This window comes from Agarilytica rhodophyticola (assembly GCF_002157225.2).
Classification (GTDB): Bacteria; Pseudomonadota; Gammaproteobacteria; order Pseudomonadales; family Cellvibrionaceae; genus Agarilytica; species Agarilytica rhodophyticola.
The window spans coordinates 3,333,883-3,358,076 of record NZ_CP020038.1; the positions used below are offsets into that span (position 1 = coordinate 3,333,883).

General features: G+C 39.4%; 20 protein-coding genes. 8 read left to right on the forward strand and 12 right to left on the reverse strand.

The window, feature by feature from the left end:
* Positions 1-38 precede the first annotated feature (38 nt).
* Both BVC89_RS13935 and BVC89_RS13940 read left to right on the forward strand, forming a co-directional pair.
* A complete protein-coding gene (locus BVC89_RS13935) occupies positions 39-911 on the forward strand; it encodes a LysR family transcriptional regulator (protein WP_086931771.1) in 873 nt (290 codons plus the stop codon).
* Positions 912-1,079: 168 nt separating this feature from the next.
* Positions 1,080-1,685 (forward strand): nuclear transport factor 2 family protein, encoded by a 606-nt coding sequence (locus BVC89_RS13940; protein WP_086931772.1) that lies wholly within the window; start codon positions 1,080-1,082, stop codon positions 1,683-1,685.
* Between the two features lie 119 nt (positions 1,686-1,804).
* On the opposite strand, the gene BVC89_RS13945 is transcribed toward BVC89_RS13940, so the two are convergent.
* From BVC89_RS13945 to BVC89_RS13975, 7 genes are all read right to left on the reverse strand, one after another.
* Positions 1,805-2,788 (reverse strand): trypsin-like serine peptidase, encoded by a 984-nt coding sequence (locus tag BVC89_RS13945; protein ID WP_086931773.1) that lies wholly within the window; start codon positions 2,786-2,788, stop codon positions 1,805-1,807.
* A gap of 395 nt (positions 2,789-3,183) precedes the next feature.
* Complete coding sequence (locus BVC89_RS13950) at positions 3,184-4,584, reverse strand: PQQ-dependent sugar dehydrogenase family protein (RefSeq protein ID WP_086931774.1); 1,401 nt, start codon at positions 4,582-4,584, stop codon at positions 3,184-3,186.
* A gap of 760 nt (positions 4,585-5,344) precedes the next feature.
* Entirely contained in the window at positions 5,345-5,551 is a 207-nt protein-coding gene (locus BVC89_RS13955) for a hypothetical protein (protein ID WP_086931775.1), read from the reverse strand.
* A 373-nt stretch (positions 5,552-5,924) separates the two neighbouring features.
* Positions 5,925-6,329 (reverse strand): hypothetical protein, encoded by a 405-nt coding sequence (locus BVC89_RS13960; protein WP_086931776.1) that lies wholly within the window; start codon positions 6,327-6,329, stop codon positions 5,925-5,927.
* Between the two features lie 29 nt (positions 6,330-6,358).
* Positions 6,359-7,201 (reverse strand): hypothetical protein, encoded by an 843-nt coding sequence (locus BVC89_RS13965; RefSeq protein WP_086931777.1) that lies wholly within the window; start codon positions 7,199-7,201, stop codon positions 6,359-6,361.
* Between the two features lie 538 nt (positions 7,202-7,739).
* Positions 7,740-8,576, reverse strand: a complete 837-nt coding sequence (kduI, locus tag BVC89_RS13970; protein ID WP_086931778.1) for a 5-dehydro-4-deoxy-D-glucuronate isomerase — start codon at positions 8,574-8,576, stop codon at positions 7,740-7,742.
* 9 nt (positions 8,577-8,585) lie between these two features.
* Entirely contained in the window at positions 8,586-10,016 is a 1,431-nt protein-coding gene (locus BVC89_RS13975) for a GH1 family beta-glucosidase (protein WP_086931779.1), read from the reverse strand.
* Between the two features lie 336 nt (positions 10,017-10,352).
* On the opposite strand from BVC89_RS13975, the gene BVC89_RS13980 reads away from it, so the two are divergent.
* Together BVC89_RS13980 and BVC89_RS13985 are read left to right on the forward strand one after the other, a co-directional pair.
* The gene (locus BVC89_RS13980) at positions 10,353-11,084 is read left to right on the forward strand and encodes a TetR/AcrR family transcriptional regulator (protein ID WP_086931780.1); all 732 of its coding nucleotides are present in this window, start codon (positions 10,353-10,355) and stop codon (positions 11,082-11,084) included.
* Between the two features lie 147 nt (positions 11,085-11,231).
* Positions 11,232-12,065: a Vgb family protein gene (locus BVC89_RS13985; protein WP_086931781.1), complete on the forward strand. Its 834-nt coding sequence runs from the start codon at positions 11,232-11,234 to the stop codon at positions 12,063-12,065.
* Between the two features lie 118 nt (positions 12,066-12,183).
* Here the strand turns inward: BVC89_RS13985 and BVC89_RS13990 are convergent, their stop codons facing one another.
* Positions 12,184-12,933 (reverse strand): LytR/AlgR family response regulator transcription factor, encoded by a 750-nt coding sequence (locus tag BVC89_RS13990; RefSeq protein WP_158657935.1) that lies wholly within the window; start codon positions 12,931-12,933, stop codon positions 12,184-12,186.
* The gene (locus tag BVC89_RS13995) at positions 12,926-14,101 is read right to left on the reverse strand and encodes a sensor histidine kinase (RefSeq protein ID WP_086931783.1); all 1,176 of its coding nucleotides are present in this window, start codon (positions 14,099-14,101) and stop codon (positions 12,926-12,928) included. Before BVC89_RS13995 ends, BVC89_RS13990 begins: the two co-directional genes overlap by 8 nt.
* Before the next feature lie 1,196 nt (positions 14,102-15,297).
* On the opposite strand from BVC89_RS13995, the gene BVC89_RS14000 reads away from it, so the two are divergent.
* The gene (locus BVC89_RS14000; protein WP_086931784.1) at positions 15,298-15,696 is read left to right on the forward strand and encodes a hypothetical protein; all 399 of its coding nucleotides are present in this window, start codon (positions 15,298-15,300) and stop codon (positions 15,694-15,696) included.
* 38 nt (positions 15,697-15,734) lie between these two features.
* Here BVC89_RS14000 and BVC89_RS14005 read toward each other — a convergent pair whose 3' ends face one another.
* On the reverse strand, positions 15,735-16,988 hold the full coding sequence (locus tag BVC89_RS14005) for an MptA/MptB family glycosyltransferase (protein WP_158657936.1): 1,254 nt from the start codon (positions 16,986-16,988) through the stop codon (positions 15,735-15,737).
* A 216-nt stretch (positions 16,989-17,204) separates the two neighbouring features.
* On the opposite strand from BVC89_RS14005, the gene BVC89_RS14010 reads away from it, so the two are divergent.
* Both BVC89_RS14010 and BVC89_RS14015 read left to right on the forward strand, forming a co-directional pair.
* Complete coding sequence (locus BVC89_RS14010; RefSeq protein ID WP_158657937.1) at positions 17,205-17,951, forward strand: DUF547 domain-containing protein; 747 nt, start codon at positions 17,205-17,207, stop codon at positions 17,949-17,951.
* Between the two features lie 122 nt (positions 17,952-18,073).
* On the forward strand, positions 18,074-18,268 hold the full coding sequence (locus BVC89_RS14015; RefSeq protein WP_158657938.1) for a hypothetical protein: 195 nt from the start codon (positions 18,074-18,076) through the stop codon (positions 18,266-18,268).
* Positions 18,269-18,378: 110 nt separating this feature from the next.
* Here BVC89_RS14015 and BVC89_RS14020 read toward each other — a convergent pair whose 3' ends face one another.
* Complete coding sequence (locus BVC89_RS14020) at positions 18,379-18,861, reverse strand: hypothetical protein (protein ID WP_086931788.1); 483 nt, start codon at positions 18,859-18,861, stop codon at positions 18,379-18,381.
* Positions 18,862-18,940: 79 nt separating this feature from the next.
* A complete protein-coding gene (locus BVC89_RS14025; protein ID WP_086931789.1) occupies positions 18,941-20,590 on the reverse strand; it encodes a vanadium-dependent haloperoxidase in 1,650 nt (549 codons plus the stop codon).
* Positions 20,591-21,774: 1,184 nt separating this feature from the next.
* Between BVC89_RS14025 and BVC89_RS14030 the strand changes: the two genes are divergently transcribed.
* A complete protein-coding gene (locus BVC89_RS14030; RefSeq protein ID WP_086931790.1) occupies positions 21,775-24,180 on the forward strand; it encodes a cytochrome P460 family protein in 2,406 nt (801 codons plus the stop codon).
* Positions 24,181-24,194 lie beyond the last annotated feature (14 nt).

Here is a 24,194-nt window from a genome sequence, read left to right on the forward strand (position 1 = left end):
TAATTTAATCCGTTTTGGTGTGTGCAGTGGAGATTGAAATGAAAGTATGGGAAGGGGTATCCGAATTTGTGGCGGTAGCGGAAACAGAGAGCTTTACCGCCGCAGCGAAAAAATTAGGTATTTCAATTGCGCAGGTTAGCCGGCAAGTGAATGTCATAGAAGAGCGTCTGAAAGTAAAACTCTTTTATCGAACTACGCGAAAAGTTTCTTTAACCGAGAGTGGAGCGGTTTATTACCAATACTGTCGCGATATCTTAGATAATTTAGCCGATGCTGAAAAAATAGTGTCTAATTTTCATAGCCACCCACAAGGTAATATACGATTAACCGCACCTGTTACCTATGGCGAAGAGGTGATTGCACCGATTGTAAATGATTTTTTAGTTAAATATCCACAAGTGAGAGTAACACTAGACTTGAACAATCAACGAGTAGATTTATTAACAGAAGGGTATGACTTAGCCATTCGTCCAGGGTACTTACCCGATTCTGGTTTAATTGCAAGGAAATTAACTACTCGGCAATTCTACGTATGCGCAACGGCAAAATATTTAAAGCAGTATGGTATGCCTACTTCCATAAAAACATTGCAAGAGCACAACTGTTTGGTAGGTGTTTCTGATTATTGGCGTTTTTTGAATCGGGGCAAAGTCGAGCAACTGCAGGTGACTGGCAGCTTGCGTTGTAACAGTGGGCACAGTTTAGTCAAAGCGGCGCTGAAACATATTGGCATTGTACAATTGCCTGATCATTACGTACAAAAATACCTCGATTCGAAAAAGTTGGTGGAAGTATTGGCTAAATATAAACAAGCGAAAGAAAATATTTGGCTTGTTTATCCCCATAAAAGTTATCTACCATTTAAAATCAAAACATTGATTGATTTTCTTTTTCAGCGTTTAGCGCAGTAATTAAGCTATCTTAATGCCTTATGGACGATTGGGTTGGCAACTAAGATGTTTAGTCTCTTTTTTTACCTCAGCTCGCCTACACTGGAGCGACTTAAAAGCATACCACCATTTTAACAAGCAGCTTAACATTCTCCGTTTTGCTTAAAATATTATTAGGTTAATTGTATTATGTCCAAGACAAATGATAATGCTATTAAAATATCCCGTCGTGCATTGATTACTGGCGTAGCTTCCACTGTAGCTGCATCAGCAGTATCCACCAGTAGTGTAGCCTTAAACAAAACAAACGATAAAATAGACCTACGCGCAATTGCCAAACCACCTAAGCCGCCTTTTACTAAAGAAACTGCTATGCAAAAGGTGAGGGCCGCTGAAGACGGATGGAATAGCCGCGACCCTTATAAAGTGGCCATGGCCTACACCCCAGACAGCAGTTGGCGCAACCGTGCTGAATGTATTGATGGGCGGGAGGAAATTATTGAATTCCTCACACGCAAATGGAACCGGGAACTCAATTATCGCTTAGTAAAGGAACTGTGGTCTTTTAAAGATAATCGTATTGCCGTGCGCTTTGCCTACGAATACCACAACGACAGCGGCGATTGGTTCCGCGCCTACGGTAACGAAAACTGGGAATTCTCCGCTAACGGTTTAATGCACAAACGTATCGCTAGCATCAACGACTACGATATAGAAGAACATGAACGAAAATTTCGCTGGGCGCGAGGGCGAAGACCTGATGATCATCCGGGGCTTTCGGCGTTGGGTTTGTAGGAAGTCTATATTAGTGTATAAAAGATATTATGGGTCGGTCACAGTAAGTAAGCAATTAAGGTATTAATTGCTTACTTAATTCTTAATTTGCTATAGCCAACTTTCCAATAAACTTGGGTTTAGTCGTAACATTCTCTATCAAAACAATATTCGCAGCTATTGGTGCCGAGTATGACGCCGTCGCACATACATGTGCCCCAGCTTTCACTACCAAGGAGCTTTTTATCACAACGAGGAAGGGAAACTACATTGGATGCGTCGATAATATCTTCCATAGCGACGCCTGAGTTATTACCACCGTTAACACCGCAGCGGCCATTGGTATGTACTCCTGCAACTCGGCCTGAGGTATCTAATACCCCCGATCCTGAAGAGCCCGGTTGTGTGTCTATATCGCTATAAAATAAACGAGTACCGCCAGTTGTGACGTTGGAGCCTGCGTCTAATTGTTTCGGTTCGCCTAATGGGTGTTGAATAATCAGTGCTTGAGCTGGGGTGCGAGCTACCACGGATTTCCAACCCAGAGCTGTGCCCTGTGCACCGGGGAAAGCACCGATGGCATTACCAGGGTTATTCGCTAGGCTGAGCACAGCATAATCGAGATTATTGGTTATGCCATCTTCTAAAATACCGGTGATCTGAAAAAATTGCTGGCTAGCTCTTAAAGTATTACTTGCGCCTTCATTCTGATATCCGAAAGCAACAAAATCACCCACCGTACCACGGCCAACGCAGTGGCTCGCAGTTAGAAAGACATTGTTAGAGATTAATGTGCCGGAGCAATAACTCGTCTGAGTAGCGCTTGCTCTGGACTTTATTGCTCCCACAGAAGGGCTATAGTTTTCGATGCGCTGTTGATTAAAGCCAATGCCATTATAACGTCCATCATAATTTTCTATATGCTGAAGGTCATCCGTACCACAAATAGACTCAGGCTGAGCGGCAATGGCTACCACAGGGTTGTAGTCTTGAGGGTTTGTCATTTTTTGTAAAAACAAAGGGTTATCATTGGCTTGAGCGAAAGCTGCGAGCGTAATAAAACCAGCAGTTTTTAAAAATTTAAAGATGTATTTGATCGTTGTACTTAATTGTATCTTATTCATAGTAATCCTACTGCTTAAATTAAGATTGGCAGGCAAAAAAATGCCCAAGTAAAATGAAGATATGTGTGACAACTAACAATAACGTAGGTTTTTTTAAGGGGTAACCACGATAAATTTAGTGGTTTGGTTTTGCAGATTTATTAAAATTATCTAGATTCAGATATTTTTTCTGTTTGTAATATAAATTTAGATAACAACAATCGCTAGTTTATGGTTTTGGAAAAAAAATCTTTTAAGCGGTAAAGTTTTTAGGTTGCACTGTAAGATTTAAATTTATGGCTATTTTCACTTTTGTATCATGTCTTGTATATTTATGCGCCTTGTTTTTTCTCACCTTGGTTGCCTGAAAGTTTTGTCCTCATTCTCAAGATAACCTTTTACAAGGCGCAAGCATGTTAATGTATTTGTGTTAAGCGAAAGAATTTGCCGTTTCTTTCAAGCAACACGCCGGCAGTTCCATCTGGAAATTTAAAAAGGCGGGGGTCGGCCCGCTTGCCTTCATTTAAGTCTCTAAATGAATTGAGTGGCATACCACTGACATCTACTAAATTTACTCTGAAAACGGTGGTATCCTTATTCAATATACTTTCGAGGGTGGCATACAAAATACCATTAGGAAGATCGGTAAATAGTGAGGTGATACTTGTTAGTGAGCGAAAGGAAGATACCGGCCCTGAGACCGCAACACTGCCACCACTGTTAGGATCATTACGGCCATACTGAGCCTGTGGTTGGATAAAACCTGCTTCTGGAGAGGGCGCAAAGTTAAGAGGTAAAGGTGAAGAGCCTACCAAAGCTAAGCCCTCATCAATGTAGAAGGTGCCTTCGCGGGCAAAGCCATCCGGGTTGCGACCAAAGCCGAAGTTTTCAATTTCAGAGTGGTCTAGTAAGTTGTGAAGGGTAACGTAGTTAACTTCTTCTGCGACAAAGCTGCCAATATCGCCAAAGCCAACCACCAACCCTTCAGTAGCACCAAAGGCGTAAGCTAAACGTTGAACATTGCGCATGCCTTTGGCTAAAACCTCTATAGCCCCTGTATTTGGATCGATTAGTAATATTTTACCGACAACTTCGTTATCGTCTTGAGGCGCAGCGCGACCATCTAAGCCAGACGATAAACCATCTCCTTTGGCGAAGAGTACACGGCCATCGGGAGTGGTTAGCATACCTCCGCCATTATGTTGTGCAAAGCCGGACTGTGACTCAAAAGCGGCAATTGCCCTCGGTCTTTTCAGTTTATTTCGCCCCAGCTTAAATTCATACAGCACTTGAAACTCAGTTCTTGTTTCGAGGTCGGGAGCCTCGCTTCCTAAACGATAGAGATCCGTAATGGGTAGGGGAGTTGTAGCATCGCAGCAAGCTCCGGGGAGAGGATCAGGTAAGGTGTAAACAGGAATGTTAGCTGGAGGTAGTGTCGCTGAGGTAAACATAACAAAAATCGATTTTTTATTTCGACCTCGAGAGACATTAACAATAGAATTCGGATTATCCAGAACCAAACCGGCTGGCGCTTCATTGACATTAAATATTTGTTGCACTTGATTGTGACGATTTAGACGATAGATCGCATCATTCTGGTCAATAAGATAAAGCCTGTTGTTAACTCTGACCGGTGACGCTAGGTTAGGAGCAGGACCAAAGAAACCAGGGCCTAAAACAAAGGGCATCTCACCCACCTCCTCAACCATAACGGTTAAATCAGAGGTTTCAATGGGGTTTGGACGAAACTGCGCTTGCGCCATCGCTGTGATAAAAAAAGCACAGACACATAGCAGTATAGATGTAGACATCTTCATAGTTGTTCTCTCGTGTTTTATTATCTTTCGTATTTTGGTAGATGTGAAATCGCTTACAACTGCAAATAAAACTTTAATGTATTAAGCAAAAACTTGTTTTCGAGTATTTCACATTGTCTATCATACAAAACTATGTGGTAGTTATTTTGACAATTTCTATTAGTTTACATATTTACTATTTTTACGACTCGCAATTGTCACCTATGAACACTTTTACAATTTATATATTTATACTAGGCAATAATTTATTTAATTGTTTGGGCGACAGTTTATTGTTTTTAAAATGGCTTTGGCCTTATATTTAACAATATATGAAATTTATTTTGCAGGGTTAGTTTATGCAGACTGAAGCTTGGGTGATACTCATAGGTGTTAGTTAATACGTTATTTATTGTTGGTGGCTAATGGTAGTAAGGTTAAAGTGGATATGTGGTGTAGGTAGAGTGTTCCCGTTTGAGGGTGGTTCTCTTCTTTATTAAGCCGCTATCAAGGCTCTTGGCAAGAACACACATCATTATCAGACACGCTATGAATACATCCCTGTTCGCTCTACGTCGGCTCACTGTCAAGCAGCATCAAGATACCGTCGAGCGATACCTAGGCACTGCCAAGCAGCACCAAGGTCCTGCCTCCGAAGGTCTGGCACTGATGTGTACTCTTTGTCTCCTTTTCGTTAATAATACTGTACTTTAGCGATAGGTATCTATTCCGCTATTAAAAGTTGTATTAAAAAAGTTAATCATCCAGTTAAAATATATCGTTAAGTATCACAAGTAAAATCTCTAATTTCCGCAAACGATTTGGCTGTACGTATTTCTTCCATACTCTTGGTTGGCTTAGCAATACCACTGTATGCACCAGCGGCTAAGTCGCTCGCGCCTATTTCTATCACACCTTTTTTTGTTGGTAGGTTTTTGTATGCAGGTTTAGTTCTTCGTATGTCAATACCTGTGCGGATAAGGCTCATAATCACAGCTTTATCTTACCAAAAGTTTCGATTAATGATCACAAAAAGTTATTTTTAGAACTTAATAGTATCATCTTATGTAGCTGTCACAGTTCAATTCCGCGCTATACTATCTTTGAATATTAGTGCTAAAAATCTCCATAAAACCGATCTTAGAAACGAAATAGGCATCACCTTCATTACGCTTGTTATACATTTTTTCTTTATAAAAGAGTAATTTAGCTGCAAAGGCATTGTATCGTATTCACTGGCTTGATAAAACTCTAATAGCCACGGGGAAAAAGTATATTGAACACATTGCCAAAAATATCTATACTATTTTTCTGTTGTTTTGTGCCAGAGCTGTAGGACTCTTCGGAGTCCTACGCTTAGTTTAGTCAATATTATCTAGATCATTTTTAACTTCATTGAAACTAGATATAATCAAATCTGGCTTTCTAGCATAAATGGACGAAGCAAAGACAATCACATCAGATACCAAATCAACGTACTTCGCTATTTGGTTTACTCTTTTAAGTTTATCCTTTGCCTGATCGACAACGCCAGAAAGTTCAGATTGAGCCGCTTGAACTCCTTCTACAACTAGGTTGCCCGATTGAATATACATTTTATTAATATGCGTGCGAAATAGAAGCTGATCCTGAAACAATGCGGATGCTTGATCGCGTGCAATCTCATCATTATTCAAAGCCATTAAGGTACGTTCTTGCATACTGTCGGCACATTCTGCAAATTTGTCAGCGATCTCTATAATTTCTTGCGCAGTAGATAAAGCCATCGTTTTCTCCTATTCCTATTTGCTAAATATTATTTTATCGACTCTAATGTCTTCTTTGCGGATCTGATATCATCATTAAATTTTTTAAATACTGTTTTGAATTTATCAGTTTTCAGCGTGTTTACATTTTCAAGAAGGGATTTGTGTCCTTGTTTTATTTTGAGTAATGCCTTTTTTGTTTCCTTTGTTTTTTTTAACTTGGCTTTATAAAAAAGCCGGTATTCTTCTCGCTCTTTTCTAGCCAAATGGAGTAGTAGCTTATTTTTGGAGGTATCAATCAGTGTGAATTCCTGATCATACATGTCATCGATCATCGCTAATTCCTGATTTAAGGTGCCTTTATATACATCGATCAAAATCATCTGCCCGTCGAGTAAAATCTGTAGTGGTTCATTACTCTCTTGAATCATTTTTCTCACATTTTTTTGTCGCGCTGCATAAGTGATCCATTCAGTTGTTTTCTCAACTAACTTTGCATATGCGTCGACATGAATTTTATCTAACTTGGATTCAGGAATATCTTTAATTGATTTAGCTAGACCATCTATATTTTCTTTAAAATCGTATTCTTCGTCTCCTGCGAGTTTTGCTAGAACCTGGAAGTAGGATGCCATAGCTTGTTGGTTGGCTATATAGTCATCGAATACCTTTTTGCGATCAGCGTCATTACTCTTAGCGCTTAAGTCAGCGGTAGACCCTGGTTCAAAAGCATACTTAGATCTGGAGTAAGAGCTTTTAAAGAGCTTGGCTAGCTCTGTATCAGAGATAACTTTTGATGATTCGCTACCAAATCTCTGCACCTCTGTAAGAGGAGTACATGCGGTGAATATGACGATAAGCACTATTAGTAATAAGCATTTTAATAATTTCATTTGTTCTCCTTTTTCGTGGTGTAATTATATTTTGATCATACGAAGAATGATGATAGTCCAACTGATATGAATGGCTTTTAAGTTAATCTCAGTCTCCTAACAGTTAGTGCAACAGGACAACATCTTATCTCACCTAATTTTTATCTTTTTACACTTTATTTTGAGAAAGCACAGAGTAGAAGAGTTTTCTAAAAACTCAAACATCATAAATAAGCTGAATATAAGTAATACATATCAGTGCCAGACTTTCGGAGCAGGGCCTCGTTGTCGCTCGATGATATCTTGATGCTGCTTGACGTTAAGCCGACGCAGAGCATACATTGATGTATTCACAATGTGTCTAATATTGGTGTTTATTTTTCTTAAATGTAGGCATTGTTATAAAAAGTTAAAAAAAAGACCAACAATACTTACTATCAAATTACTACCTTATTTATTTTTTAAAATCCTCAAATACAAACTTTCTTATTAAATAAAAACCTGTGTAAATTAGAGCAATTTTTTATAAGCTATTATGGCTTTAGATTGACTTTAAATTTTATTTAAGAAAGGAAGTTGGAATGGTATCCATATCTTCGAAGGCTTGGTTTTCTCCTAGCATGCCCCAAATAAAGGCATAGTTGCTGGTGCCTACGCCGGAGTGTATGGACCAGCTGGGGGAGATAACGGCTTGTTCGTTGGTGACCATTATGTGGCGGGTTTGTTGTGGCTGTCCCATTAAGTGGATAACTTGTGAGCCGGAGTCCATGGCGAAGTAGAAGTAGGCTTCCATTCTGCGTTGGTGTGTATGGCAGGGCATGGTGTTCCAGAGGTTGCCTGGCTCTAGCATGGTAAGGCCCATGAGTAGCTGGCAGCTTTCGCATATGGCAGGGTGGACGTATTGATAAATCGTACGTTTGTTGCAATTGTTATCGTCACCGAGCTTGAGAGGGTTGGCCTTGGAGTGTTGGATTTTAATAGAAGGATAGCTGTAATGAGCCGGAGCGCTATTGAGGTAAAATTTTGCGGGTTTTTTCGATGATTCTGATTCGAGGTGGATATTTTTGGTGCCCCTAGCAATATAAAAACCGTCGTATTGTTCTAGCGCTATGCGTTCATTATCAATCGTGATATAGCCTTTATTGCCAATGTTAATAATACCTATTTCTCGTCGCTGGCAAAAAAAATCTACCCCCATTTCTTTACTAGCGTTAAGGCTTAGTCTTTTATTAACAGGCATGATGCCGCCTATTATTATTCTGTCACTGTGAGAGTGGGTGAGACTAATGCTATCGATACTGAATATAGATTCAATTAAAAAATGCTGACGTAGTTGCTCGGTAGTATAATGTTTCACGTCGTCAGGATGGTTGCTGTAGCGAGTATCGATCGTCATAATCTACTCCTAGCTAATCGCTGAAGTGTGTGAGTTTGAGGAATGTGAACGAAAAGATTCTGTCTGATTCTTTTGGATCAGGTCGCGATACCAAAAGCCACTATTTTTAATAATTCTTTGTTGATTATCGTAGTCCACATAAACGAGGCCGAAGCGTTTACTATAACCCACTGCCCATTCGAAATTATCCATGAGTGTCCAGGTAAAATAGCCTCTGACATTGGCGCCCTCGTTAATAGCACTTTTTACTTGCGCTAAATAGCCCTGTAAATAATCGATACGTTTAGGGTCGCTAACTTTTCCTTCTATTAGGGTATCCTCAAAGGCGGCGCCGTTTTCGGTAATAATAACTTTAGGATTATTATATTGGTGTTGTAAACAATGTAAGACTTCGTACATCCCTTGGGGATAGACCTCCCAACCCATAGATGTGTGTTGTACCCCGTCTTTCACAAAATCACCATCGGCAGTACTCGTACCACCTACAATCCATGTATTTAAAAAAGGTACTAGGGGAGTATAGCGAGCAAACTCGCGCTGATAGTTGTTAACGCCAATAAAGTCGCAAGGTGCGCAAATACTATCCATATCATAGGCATTAACCTTAGGTGCAAAACGTCCAAATCGTCGGCATAAATCTTTGGGATAATAACCTTTTAATAAAGGGTCTAAGGTTATGAAATTAAAAAACTCATTAGCAATTTTTGCGGCCTGCCTGTCTTTATCACTATCAGTGGCAGGGTGAATGGGAGTTAGACTTAGTGTGATGCCGACTTCTGCATCAGGACTGTGGTGACGAATTTTCTGCAATGCCAAACCGTGAGCTAATAGTTGATTATGAACGATATGCATATGCATCCAAGGGCGGTGATGACCGGGAGCATGTACACCAAGTGCATGGCCTAAGCAGCTGTGCTCCCATGGCTCATTCATGGTAATCCAATGTTTTATACGATCTCCCAAAGCTTCCACCACTATCTCTGTATAATTAGCAAAGTCATAAGCGGCCCGTCGATGTAAAAAACCACCATAACGTTTATGCAAAGCGAGCGGCATATCCCAGTGAAATAAAGTAGCGTAGGGAATAATATTTTTTTCTAATAGACGATCCACTAATGCTTTGTAAAAATCGAGCCCTTGCTGGTTAACTCGGCCTGTACCTTCAGGCAGAATGCGCGACCATGCAATAGAAAATCGATAGGCTTGGAGTCTGAGTTGTGTCATAAGATCCACATCATCTCGATAGCGATGATAGTGATCGCATGCAGTATCTCCGTTGTCACTGTTGTGTATTTTCCCTTTTTTGTGCGTAAAAACATCCCAAATACTAGGGCCTCGTCCATCTTCTGCAACCGCACCTTCAATTTGATAAGCAGCGGTGGCAGCGCCAAAGATAAAGTTTTTGTCAAAGATAAGATCGTTCGCTGTCGCTTTTTTCATTGCAAGTGCCTCGTTTTAATTACAACTTTTTTGGGCTTACAACTGCTACTTAAGCTTCTTCGTTATTTTTATTACTAAGCTTATTTTTCTTAATATATGTAGTGCTTGTTATGAATGTTTAACCTGTAATAACAGCGATATATTTTTATTATTATATTGTACTATAGTACAGTTTAAATTTTGCCACATAATTATCCCTCTGTGCAACGACATATTTATAGTTATAATTAATCATTTTTGGTATCCTTATCTAAAAAAATAAAAGGTTTGTTTTCGGTGTCGCAATTAATAGCGTATGCCTGACAAACAGCAGCTACAACCACAGGAAAAGCAATAATGGTGGATTTCCCCAGTGCAAGTTCTAGTACGACTTCTAAGGCAACTGCTGATGCGATCCTTTCGAAGGAGGGCAAAGCAAAGCCGGGTACAAGGGAACAGCAACGACAGAGAACTCGCGCGCTTATTTTACAATCGGTGTTGGATATTATTGTTAGCGACGGTATGCGCGCAGTGCGTCATCGTGCTGTAGCAAAGCGTGCAGGTATTGCCCTAGGTACGACCACTTATCATTTCACCAGTATTGAAGATCTTATTGTCAGTGCATTTGATTATTGGCAATCGCAGCATCAACTGCATGATAACCCTTACTACCAGCAAATGAGTACGTTATTGCAGCCTTATGAAAATAGGGCAGTAGAAGTAACAGAGCGATCCGCTTTATTGGAGAAGATTTATCACTTATCAGTCGCCTATATTTGTGACCAGCTCGAAGGTAAGCGCGAAGACAGAATCGTAGAGTTTGCGTTTTATCATGAGTCACTAGGTTCTGAGCTTATTAAAGATATGGTATTGAGCCATTGGCAGTTTGATATTAATTATATGGCGTCTGTGTTTAGTATCTTAGGCTCTGAGCAACCATTAGATGATGCTCGCATTACTTTATCTTTGTTTAGACAACTAGAACAATTGGCGACCATAGCTAATTTGCCTCAATTAGATGTGGAGATGATTCGCGCTACTTTGCACCGTCATTTCTGTTCGTGTTTACAGGTCGACTTTCCCCTGTAAATTTATTTTTGTCACAACAATCAAGGGCTTCGTCCTTACCTACTTTATATTCATCACAATCCGCTTGAATGCTGTCGTTATAATATTTGATGCTGTGGCCTTAACATTAACTAGAGGTGCCTTAAAGGCGCCCTGAAGGTCATAAACATGAAAATATTCTCTCATTTAGTCTGTGTTATTGCGTTATTCCTGTGTGCTTGTGTTTCTGCAGGGCCGAAGAAAGACTTACCTTTATCATTCCTTACCGTCGACGGTATTCATGCAGGTGACAATGGTGTAATTTATGTTGCTGCCGGTTTTGATGGTTCAAAAGTATATGAAATAGCCGCTGATGGTCGCGTGTCTGAAATTGCGGATGGTCTTGCTGGGCCTGTGGATATTGCTAAGACATCTGATGGCATGCTTTATGTTACCAATTTTTTTACGAAAACCTTATCTCGTATAGATGCCGACGGTGTTATCTCGGACTTTGGTGAATTGCTAGAGGGCCCCTCAGGTATTGCTTCTGATAGCCAGGACAATTTATATATTTCACACTTTGGTGCTGCAGGTGAGGGAGATACGATCATTAAAGTGACACCTAACGGTGAATCTTCAGTATTTGCCAGTGGTGGCTTTTTGCAAGGCCCTGTAGGAATCGCTGTGGATGAATACGATAACGTTTATGTGGCAAATTTGGGTAACGGTATTATCACTAAGATCGATAAATACGGTGACCAGCATAAAATAACTCAGATACAATCTGAAAATGGTTTTTCTATTGGTCATTTGGCCTATTTTGATGGCCGTATTTATGCCACCAATTTAGCTGATGGACGTATTTTTGTTATTAGACGCGATGGCAAGATGCGCAAGCTAAGGGCAAGTAAGCGTGTGAAACTTCCCAATGGTATTACTTACAATCCAGTTACAGGAAATATTATGGTTGCTGAGGTATTTAAACCTATTGCGACGCTGGTGAATATTAAAGTCAAACGGTAGCACCACGTAATAACAGTTAAGTAATACTATGAAAGGAGCCAATTAGTGCTCCTTTTTAGTCGAGATAATGTTAGATAGATGATAATTTTCTAATAGTATTGCTTAGTATAGGTATACTTTATGTAAGAGCTAGCAATAAAGCATCGCGATAACGTTTGCTTAATTGTACGCTTTGTCCATTGGCCAAAATAATAGAAAATTTATTTTCATCTAGAGCACGAATTTCTTTGATTTCATTTTTTTTGACGATAGAAGTTCTATGAGTTCTAAAAAAGACATCAGGATCTAAATGTTGCTCGAGGAAAGATAGAGTTACACGGTGTAAATAGGTGGTTTGTGTGCAATGTACCTCTACATAGTTTCCGCTGGAACTCAGCCAAATAACATCTTCTATCTTGACAATATTAATGGCGCCGGTAGTTTTGATAATTAGTCGTTCAAGAAATTTTTTCTTATTGATATGTTCCAGTTGTTGTATATTATCGTTTATAATTTTTTCCTGTAAAGAGGAACGTATGCGTGTAATCGTTTGAGCAAAGCGCTGACTGTCAAAAGGCTTGAGTAGGTAGTCAATCGCGCATAAATCAAAGGCTTGAACTGCATGATTATCATAAGCAGTGACAAATACAATGTGGGGTTTATTATCCAGTGTTAAGAGGTGCTTGGCTAATGCAATACCATTGACGTGTGGCATTTCGATATCGATGAATACCACGTCTGCGTTTAGGGTATTGAGTATATGAGTTGGAATATCTCCTGATTCAAATTCACCGACAACTGCCATATCGGTATATTGTTTTAGAGAATCAACTATATTAAGGCGTGCTAAGTCTTCATCATCAACAATAATAACTCGTATACTAGACATCGACATCCTCCAGCGGCATCGAAACTTTTATTTTAAAATAATGTATTTTAAAGTAATGGATCTTAACATGATGTGCCTTAAAATCATCTTTGTCCGAACCCTTTGTATTTGACTCGTTTTTTTTGCTCACTTCATTAGGAAATAGCTGTATTGACGCGGAATCACCGTAAATCATTTTAAGCCTATCGTTTAAATTGGCAAGCCCTGATTTTAAACTGGTGCTTTGTTGATATTCGTTTGCCTTTGTATTACAGACAATAAATGTAAGTTGGTTATTATGTTCTTCTAATGTTACTTCAATGTAAGTTCTTTCATTACTTTTATTAACCCCATGGATAAAGGCATTTTCGATGAGTAACTGCAGTGAGAAAGGGGGGCAGACTATATTCTCAGAGTGCGTATTGTTGGTAATATTGAAGACAAAACGGTTGCTAAATCGCAACTTTTGTAAGGTGATATAGTTATCGACAAACGCCAGTTCGGTGGCGAGAGGGATACACCGTTTTTGCGAGTTTTCCACAGTAAAACGTAACATATCACCTAATCTGGCGATAGCAGAAATAACTGCCTCCTTGTTGGATTGACGTGCTAATCCGCTAATAGAACCAAGACTATTAAATAAAAAGTGGGGGCTTAGCTGAGATTGCAGCGCTTTCATCTGTAAATCTGATAGATGGGAGCGGTGAAGCGCCTCTTGTTTCTCTAGTTCCAGCTTCTCTATCACTACACTTTTCGAATAGTCGTATAATGATATAGCCACGCAACAACCAAACATTGAAGTATATAACAGTGTATAGAAAAAAATAATCTGATTAGTAATTTGTGAGAGTATTTCAAGAGGTGTCATCACTGGGGTGACACCTAGAATGCTGCCGATATTCATATCGATAATAAAGAAAAGAGGTAGCCACAATATTAGACCCAAAAAGAATAGAATAACTAAATGTTTGTATTGCTCCGCACGGATATAGCATTTAGAAAGTTTTAAAATAAGAAAACAAATAAATGACCAAGAAACGTAAGCTGATAAGTAATACAAAATCTCAAGAGGAAAGCCAGAGGCTTCAAATCGGCCTGCCTTTACTCTGTCTAAGTAAGTGAAGAATACATGAAGAACACCGATGCCCAACCATATGAAAACAATAAAAAAGAATAGCCTTAACTTCATACACAATAAACATCTATAGGATTTTTGTGTATTTTACTTCCATAGGTATTGTGCTGGCTATCTTTTTTAATTGAGCAAAGGCATTCTCCGATAAAAAATAACATCCATGTCTTATTATCGCACTATAGGTGATTAAAGATAGTGATAGGTATGAAATTTTCGCTGAATGATGATTTTTTATTTGGAAATTTATCCGTTTATAAGAAATTATTTTTTATAAAAGCGTATCAGGTAGTAAATTCATCGAGTGAGATGTTCTCTAAAGCCTTTCCAAAGCGCGTGAGTGGCAGTGATTGTCTTAGATGTTAAGTCGTCACGATCATCTCGTTTTCGGTGGTATCACTAGGCATTTATTTCTCTAGATAATTCCATTTAAAAGTAAGACTCATACAATAATAGAAAACAACATTACCAATAATTCCTATTTCTGACTCATGTTTTTCTGAACTGATGTGTATTTAATGGGTTACCGTATTAAATCCATCTGAAGTTCCATCTATGGCGTAGATACATATTCATTTAACATAGATTACACACATTTTCGGTCAAACCTCTTGAGTCAGAAATGGGGTCTAGAGCTATAATAATGACTTGAGTATTAGTATTTCATCAGATATATGCAAAACCAAGCGATGATCTGACCATCAGCTTGTCCCTGAAAAGTATAGAGTTATTGCCGTATTTTTCATACGAGGGTGCCTCAGTAGTAGGTTGTATAAGTAAGTTATATCACAGTCTACAGTGTGAGAAGAGATATAACCTAGGGCCTGTTGACACTAATAGAATCCCATCTGCTGGAGTGTATTTTTTTCGTATTTTAGACGCTGTGAGTGTTATTTGGTTATTCCAAATGAACGAGCAGCAACGCAGAATATGGAAAAAATACGCCCAGCCCTTAGGGATGACAGGTGTAATTTAATTAGTGTCAACAGGCCCTAGGGAGAGTAATGGCAATTGCGGGGAAATATCGTATTTATATTGATAATATTGGGCGTTGATAGCGTTGAATATGTTTTTGAGGTGCGCAGTCTTTATCTTTGTGCGGATAGCACGTACGCCATTTGTCAATAACGAAACTTGTATAAGTTTATCACGCAAGATTCACAGAGCGACACCTCAATCTACTTCAGCAGAACTTTTATGTTAGTGTCATATCAGATTATTTAGTCATAACAAAGTAACTCTGAGGACTCACTGTGATCCCTTTTCAAACATCGATATTGGCATGTCTCATTACTTTTTCCTCTATTTCTGTTTTTGCCTCTGGCAGTGGTAGCTTCGGTTATGGTCGTCAAGAGCCTGTACAGCGTATTACTGATCCTGCCTACGAATATGGCAAAGCTTTGTTTAAAGGGCGTAATAAAAAGTATAAAAAAGTAAAATTCTGTACAGTATCTGAGGAGGCCGAAAGTGGTGTGACAAAAATAAAAGGTAAAACTATGAAGCCTTTTAGAAAGTCTACTTACCAAAAGGTCGCTAGCACTCTTCGTAACTGTGCTCAGCCTGATCAGGCGGCTCACCAGTTGTTGACTAATGATGATTTGTTTGCATTAGTGTATTACATTGATAAACGCTATCGTTTGAAACTTAAATAAGCCTTTAAATAACCAATAGTTTCAAAATTTTACCCTCTTTATTCAGTATTGGGTATTTGTTGCTTACGGCGGTAATACACATCAAAAATGCCTGCCGTAAGTATGAGTGACGATTCCAAAATTAGTGCCCAGTTAGGTTGCTGGTAAGCTTCTATATTGCTGTCCTCCAAATTTAAGCCGATGGCGTAAGAGAGTAATATAGCAACCGATGATACCCAAAGACAGGCATAGGGTTTGATAGTAGCAAATGCTAAAACCCAGACCAAATACCAAGGGTTTACTACAGGCAGCACTAGTAGAAATACAGCATAAATCCAATGTAAATGTATTGATGTCGAGAGTTTTGTTCTGTGCCAAAAATACAAGCGATAAGCTGTAAATATGGCGAGAACAGATGCAAGTATGCCCTTTAGATACCACTCACTTATGGGGGTCATGGCATACGCTAAGTAGTAGAGTGGGGCATTAAACACCCAGCCATTTGCCATCGCCGTTAAGCCGTGGTTAGTGTTAATTATATCTTTGATAAAGGGAAGATAAAGAAGTATCAAGCAAGAGATAAACGGTAACCAGCTTTTTCTGTTGCGCAATAACAAAAAGGGCAGTGCTAATAGGGCAAAAATTTTGCTGGCAAGGGCAAAGGCGAGTAGTACTCCCATATACCGCCAGCGCTCTTGTAACATAGCGTAATATGCCGCAACAACAAAAAAAATAGCAAAAATATCGGTGTGTGCGGTAAAGGCGAATTCTTTTATTAAAAGAGGACACCATGCATACAGTAACAGATTGCGAGGGCTGGTTATTTTCGCAAGGAGAATTATAACAGCAATATCAAATACAGCACTGAAGGCTTGTAGCAACCACACTTGAGCAGGTGATAATAGATAAGCCAAACCAAAGATAAGTTGGCATACAGGGCCATATATTGTTGCGATATCTGGGTGATTGACACCATCTAATACATCACTAAGTTCATCACTGAGATTGTCGGCATCAAAGAAAGCTGAGGGTGGAATACCATAGGGGGAACCATACTCCACTAACATATAACCATCCCATAGGTAACGAAAGTAGTCATCCTCTAAAATCGGTGCGCCAATAACGCCAATAAACCGAAAAATAATAGCCCAAAAAATAATATGAGATTTCAAGGGTTGAGTATTTGAGTGAAAAGAGTATAGCCAGTAACTAAAAGTGACAATGGCTGCCGGAAATAGTATAGAAAGTAACGTGATAAAATCTATAGGGTTGTGTGAGGCCCACGCCAAACACCCATATAGAAAAGTAGACATAATACCACAGACAGTTAAAGAATATGAGTGCGTTTGACTAAGTCGTGTTTTCATTAATATATATCGTTAATCTATAATCGTATAAACAGTAGAGCCTTAGGACGAATGCTAACAAACACCTAATATAAATCGAATATGATGAAAAATAAATTAGTAACAGTGATATTTTACCTAAGCATTATGATAATAGGTCTTTTTAGTAAGGTAGCGAATGTTATGGCTGAGACAGGTTTTTGGGGTAAGTCTACTGAGACCGCGAAAACATCCATAGATCATTCACCCTGGCAAACTATTTTAAGCCAATATATTCAACGAGATAATGGTGGTATTAATCGCTTTGCCTATGGAGATGTGGATGATAATAATCTTGAACTATTGGAAACGTATCTCGAATATCTGCAACAGATAGATCCAAGAAAATATTCGCGTAAGGAACAAAAAGCATACTGGATAAACTTGTATAATGCGTTAACCGTGCAGGTTATTCTCGATAACTATCCCCTTACTTCTATTCTTAGTATTGGTGAAGATAACAAAGGCCCATGGGATGATGTGGTCGCTGAAATTGCAGGTGTAGAACTTACCTTAAACGCAATCGAGCATAAAATCTTACGTAAGCACTGGCAAGATCCTCGTATTCATTTTGCTGTAAATTGTGCGAGTATTGGTTGCCCTAATCTTCAAGCACAAGTTTTTACTGCAACAAATAGCGACCAATTATTGGATAAAGCGGCTAAGGAATACCTTTCTCATCCACGAGGTGCTGTATTTGAAAATAATACTCTTGTGCTCTCCTCGATATTTGATTGGTATGGTGACGACTTTGGCAAAACACAACAACAACGTTTACATACCTTGAGTACATACCTGCCAGAACAACGGGCGAAAGAGCTTAAAAATTATACTGGTTATATTAAGTACCACTACGATTGGAATTTGAATGATAAAGTGGCTGAAATCTGATACTTAGCTTTTAACCCTAAAGGTTAATGTTGGGGGGGTATTGAGGTGTTATTGAGGTACTGTACCGTAGTTTTGAGGAGTGCTAATATTGCGCTTATATTCTAATAGGCGAAAAAAAGATTTTGATGCCGTTGAGTCATAAAAAAGTACTTTCCTATGGTAAAGGGGCGCGCAGAAAAGGACTGATGTTGAAGGATATTTTTGAACTTGACGATCCGTCTAAATGGGAAATCATCAAAGCTCAAAATAAAGACAAATCTAAAGTGAAACAGGTGTTGGAGCAAGCATATATTAAAGGCTGTAAATGTTTTGCTTAGCAAGGTTGGGACGGCCTTGACGTATAGTTGCTAGCGTCTTAGGGAAAGTTTGCTTTATCTCTCCTTAAGACGCTATATGGCTTTCATTCGATATATAGAATGATGCGGTGTTAAATGCTGTTTACAGATTCTTCTAGAATTTGTTTTTGGGACGATATTTCATTTTTGACTCTTTCTACAAAACGTGTCATACCGGTTAGAATGTTTGGATCATAGTCCTCGCCACTTTTTTTCAATACTTCAACAGCAGCTGTCATATCCTTTGATGCTAAAGCAGATGCTTCTGCCAAAGCATATATCTCTTTTACTTTAACTTGTACCTCGGATTTTGTTTTTTTACTTGCCTGCTCTTTTGCCTGTTGTACTAATTCCTGTATTTCAACGATGATCACATCATATTTATTTATACTGTCGAGTGAGCGAGCAACAATAGCGTTTAATTTAACAATTGTCTTATCAGTAAATTCTCCTTTAGTAAATTTTATAGGTTTGGTTTCTGACGCATGTTGAGCCTTGCTAGTGGTATCGCTAGCTAAAGCGGAATGCGCTACGATGGAAGATATTAATAGTGCAATAATGCTTAGCTTTTTCATAACGTAAATTTCTTTAGAAAAGCGATCATCTTTTAGTAATAGGCACCAAAAAATGACCGCATTTATTGGTTAATTTAATTTATCTTCTGCTAAATGCATTGACATTATTAAGTAAAAAATCGGCAATATCTTCCCCCATTTCATTGCCAGCCGTGTCATCGAATGACCAATGACTACCATTGTAAACACGACTTATACCATTTTCCCTCTGGGCTTCTCTAAAATTTGCAAAGCGCACTGGCATAAGAGGACGTCTTCTATTAGTAAATGGGTCTCTGCCTTCGCCATCGAATTCTTGAGAAACAAAAGTGAATCGTGTGTTGTTACCAAAAAAACTACGCATTAATGCAAATACGACACCGCCAAAGGTTGCATGGCCCGAAGGATAGGCAGGGAAGGGAGGGGTTACGCGAACCGCATCGTCAGTATTGATAACAGAAATACCTACAGGGTTCCAGCTTGGGTCAAACGTGGTATCAGGATTATTATCATTAGTTCGGATTGCTGTGACCGGACGCCAAAAGTTATAGAAATATTTGCTATCCCATGCGGCAATAGCTGCATCAGCCATGGCGACATTAACCATTGCTAAAAAGCGGGCCAATTGTGCCGGATTATCTATTTCGTCATCTGCAACTTGCACTGCTATTTGGTTATAGATTACCGGTGGAACACCTAGCATAGGTACGCCGTCGTATCCCCAGAAGTTTCCGATAAAGCGGGTATTTGCTGTGCTTGTGCTTCGAATAACACTATTACTAGGCGCGCCACCAATTCTAGAAACTTGTCGGTGTGAACTCTCATAAGCAGCAGAGGTAATTCTTGGGTGCGGACGGCTGCGGAATTGATCGCCACGTCTTAAAAAGAAAGGCTCAACATTCCCCCACGAAGCACCTAAAGCAAGATTAAATTCACCCGAGCTAGGTAGGGCGTTAGGGTCGGGTTGCCAATCGCCAATTCTTCTACTACCACCATTAATATCGCGTCCGGCAAATGTTCTTCTCCCGTTATTGGCAACACGTCCACCGCGGCCGAATCTAACATCACTAACATTGGAGCGATCGTTTCTTCTATTGGCGATAATATCCGAAGATGCATCTCTCCCCAGTCTTAAACCTGCTTGAATACGTGACTCATCTGTTTCAAAACGCCGAATACGGTTGAGTTCACGACTTCTAATTCGTTGCAGGTCTCGTTCACTTTCTGGATATAATCGCGAATAAGTTTCGAAAGCTGCTTCTACTACAGCGGCGTCGGGTGAAGCATCTCTATTCCTAGAACCTGAATTATTAGTGAAGTTTCTAAAGCGATTCTCAATAGCATTAATAGCTTCGAAAACTGCAATTTGTCCCATAGCAAGTGCACGGCTCGCTCGTGTTGGGCCTGCTTGAGATAAAGGCGCCTCATTATTTCCTACAGGGGTATGATCATCAGCCACTAATTCCAACGCTATTTCATGCCAAATAAGAATAGTTTCTTTTGTCTCTTCAGCTGTTGCAGCAAAAACACTGAAGTTAGTATTCGAGGTCGATACATTATTTGTCATGTCGATGTAACGATCAAATAAACTTTTCGGCGCGTTTGCGGGATTAAAATTGCCGATGTAGGAATCATATAACCTTTTATCTACTGGTGCTGTATTTTGTGATGTGGCGGTGCATGAATATATTAATGTAAACAAAAATAAAATTAGTCTTGTGTCAGGCCTGCTTGTATGTTTTTTTCTCATTTTGGTACAACCTATTTATATTATTAATTGTTAATTTTGGTTAAATAAGGTTTAACTTATTTAAAGTAAGTTAAATTTTATTAACCGATTTAAAGTATTAATAATTGTTTTAAGTTGCGTCTATTGAAAATGGCGACGAATACAAATAGTAGAGTTACGTTTTGTTAAGTTATGAAAATTTTTGTTGATTGCTTTGAAATTAAGCTTTATTTTTTTAATTAAATTCCAACTGCTTGAAAAAAACACAAAAAAATATAACTTCTATTTTTTTATAAAACACACTCTTTAAAATTATTTTAGAGATTAAATATGATTCCATAATCGCATGAAAGCAATATTGGGTGACAGGATAATATTTTGGCCCCGCTTTTAATAATGTTTTATTTTTTAGAGCCTTTGAATGATAAGTTAATGCAATAACTTTTTTGTTGGCAGACTTTTTATATCAAGTAATATTTTTTCTTGAGGCCGATGTCTAAGTCATTAATGTGTAAGTATCTTTAATTGGGTTGTTGTTTGATGCAATTCATCTTGATAAGATTTGGTTCTGTCATTGGTAAGTAATACTTTTTACATTAATATACGAATAGCGCATCAAACTGCCTTTTTGTTCTAGCCTATCTTTTTATAGTCCGCACCAATTGTGAGCGCTACACATTTCGCTTCGATAAATTCGCTGTGTTGAGTAAATTGTGTGATATTTCTTAATTACTCGCTTTATAGGGGTACGTATTTGGATAACAAGATAAATGATGTGTGCTATTCTCTCCCTTAAATGGCTATTTATTTGTGAATTTTTACTGTGGCTACAGTATCTAGCTTCTGTATAAATAAAGCAAAGATTGTAAATTTTTTGAGCAAGGCGCCTTGTTTTGTAGGTTAAAATAGAGGAAATATTAGAGATTGGGTATTTCTAAATACTTAAAGAGTAGTTAAAACCTCAATTTGTGACGGCTTAAAATGAATTAATTTCAAAAGAGTATGTCAGATAAGTTGTTATAAAAAGAAAATATTCGCGCCACAAAAAATGTATTTAAAAATAAGGCAAGTAACTTTTTAAATGCATGACAAAAGATATTATAAAAAGTTTATAGTTTCGTTATAAAACAAATTCTCATGCCTCGTACACTTCCTGCTCCCTCATTATAACTTTCGGCACATCAATTTGCTCTCAGGAGGCATCGATGATACCTAAATTATTTATTGCCGAGCTGTTTCCAAAAATTCCTATCCGTTCAGTGTCTGCAGTCCTAATTACTTTGGGGCTGAGCGCTTGCGGTGCAGGTAGTGGTGACAACTTGGATCAGGCAGGACAACCGATTGGTGAAGGTGGCCCAGTTGATAACAATGACCTTTTCACAAATGTGCAAAGTATTTTTACAACTAATTGTATTCGCTGTCATGCGGGTGCTTCTGCACCACAAGGACTAAGCCTTGCTGCCGGCGTTTCTTTTGATCAAATAGTGGGTGTGGCAAGTAACCAGCAGCCAGATTTGTTACGTATCGACCCTGGTAATCCCGATGATAGTTATTTGTTGCGTAAGGTACTAGGAACGCCTGGGATTACGGGATCACAAATGCCTTTAGGCGGGCCTTTTTTAAATGCTGACGATATTCAAACGATTACTGATTGGATCGCAGCAGGTGCACCACCGGCAGCTGCGTCTTCTCCAACGTCTCCAGATGACGAAGTAATTGCCGAAATTACTGACTTTACAAATTATCGTAATTGGGAATCGGTCGATTATACTATTGGCTTAACAAACCGTTTCCTTACAGATGGCATACACAGTAGCGATAATGAAACTTTTGCGCGACGTGTTTATGCCAACGATATTGCTTTAAATTCAACGGGGAATGATTTCGACAACGGTTCAATACTGGTAAAAGAAGTCTTCACCTATGCTAATGATGGGCTGCAATTTGAATTTGCTGAAGGCGGTGGCTTACTTGCCATGGTTAAGCGTGGTGGTAATTTTTCTCCTAATGGTGGTGGCTGGGAATGGTTTAACATCCGGCCCGACCTTTCTGACTTTAATGCCAGGGGCGTTGATGTGCGCATGGGGACTTGTCTGTCCTGTCACGCAAGTGGTGTGTTAGATTCCGAAGGCGATATTATTGGTGGCAAAGACTTTGTCTTTGAGCACCCATCAGAAGTTGCTGCTGACGATACAACTTTCGCGAATTATCGTAGCTGGAATTTAATTGATACGTTAACTACTCGCCCAGATTTACTTGGTGATCGTGCTCACGGAGGTGCGGTGCAAGAAAGCACACGAGTGGTTTATAAAAAGCAACTTTATGCGAACCCTGATACCAGCGACCAAGGTTACCCAATTGGCACTGCTCTTGTAAAAGAAGCACGCGATGCTGATGGCAATATTATTGAAGTAACTGCGATGCTCAAACGTGGCGGTGGCTTTAGTCCTATGTTTGGTGACTGGGAATGGTTTTTATTAGAAGCACAAACCGGCACTATTTTACGTGGTGATAACGGTGAAGAACGACGCGGCGCCTTTTTAAATAACGGAGGTTGTGTTGGTTGTCATACTGGGGCAACGCCAGAGCAAAATACGGGTATCGACTTTGTATTTAGGCATGATGGCGACCCCTTTAATAACAACGAAGAATTTGCAGCTGAGGTAAGTGACTTTGCTGGCTTCGAAAGTTGGGATCTTGTTGACTATACCATAGGCGCTGTTAATCCAACTATTTCTGGTGGTGCTCACCAGGGAGCTGCTGATCTTTTTGCTCGAAGAGTTTATGCCAACCCGACGGCAATGAATTTTGACGGCACTACTTACCCAAGAGGCAGTATTTTTGTAAAAGCAATCACTTCTCGTGAAACTGGTACTGAAGTGTTTCCGGCGGAAGATGGCTTAATTGCCATGGTTAAGCGTGGTGGGACATTCAATCAAGAAAATGCCGGCTGGGAATACTTTAGTTTAGAGACTGATTTAAGTGGCATTCTTAAGCGAGGAGCTAACGTTAACAACGGTGGATGTAATTCTTGTCACTTGGCGGCCAACGGTTCAACACCTACATCTGGCGTAGATTATATTTTCCCAACGCCAACGGTTTATACACCTACCAGTGACGATTTTGAAAACTATACCTCATGGGCTTTAGTCGATGAGCGAAGTGATCGCAATCCTCAACTTGGTCCTAACGCCCATAATGCGGCAACTGACGGTTCTATTCGCAGAGTGTATAAAAAGCAGGAGTTTGCGTTCCCATTAGATAATTCTCCTGGTTATCCTGTTGGCACGACTTATGTGAAGGAGATTTTCGAAGCTGATGGTACAACATTAAATGGCATTGTCGCCATGGTAAAAATAACGGAGACCGGAGAGTCCGACACTGGCGCAATAGAAAGTGGATGGGAATTCTTTGTGCTTGATCCTGCTACCGGCGATATTTTAATTAATGATGACGGCAGCGAGCGAAGAGGCATGAGTTTAACCGGTGACGGCAGTATGACGAATGGCTGTGTCGGATGTCATACCGCAGCTAATACCACTGGGGAAGGGAGTAAAGATTTTATCTTTGACCACCCGAATGATCCATTTGTTAACTCTAACAATAATTAAGGGGGTAGGAAGAT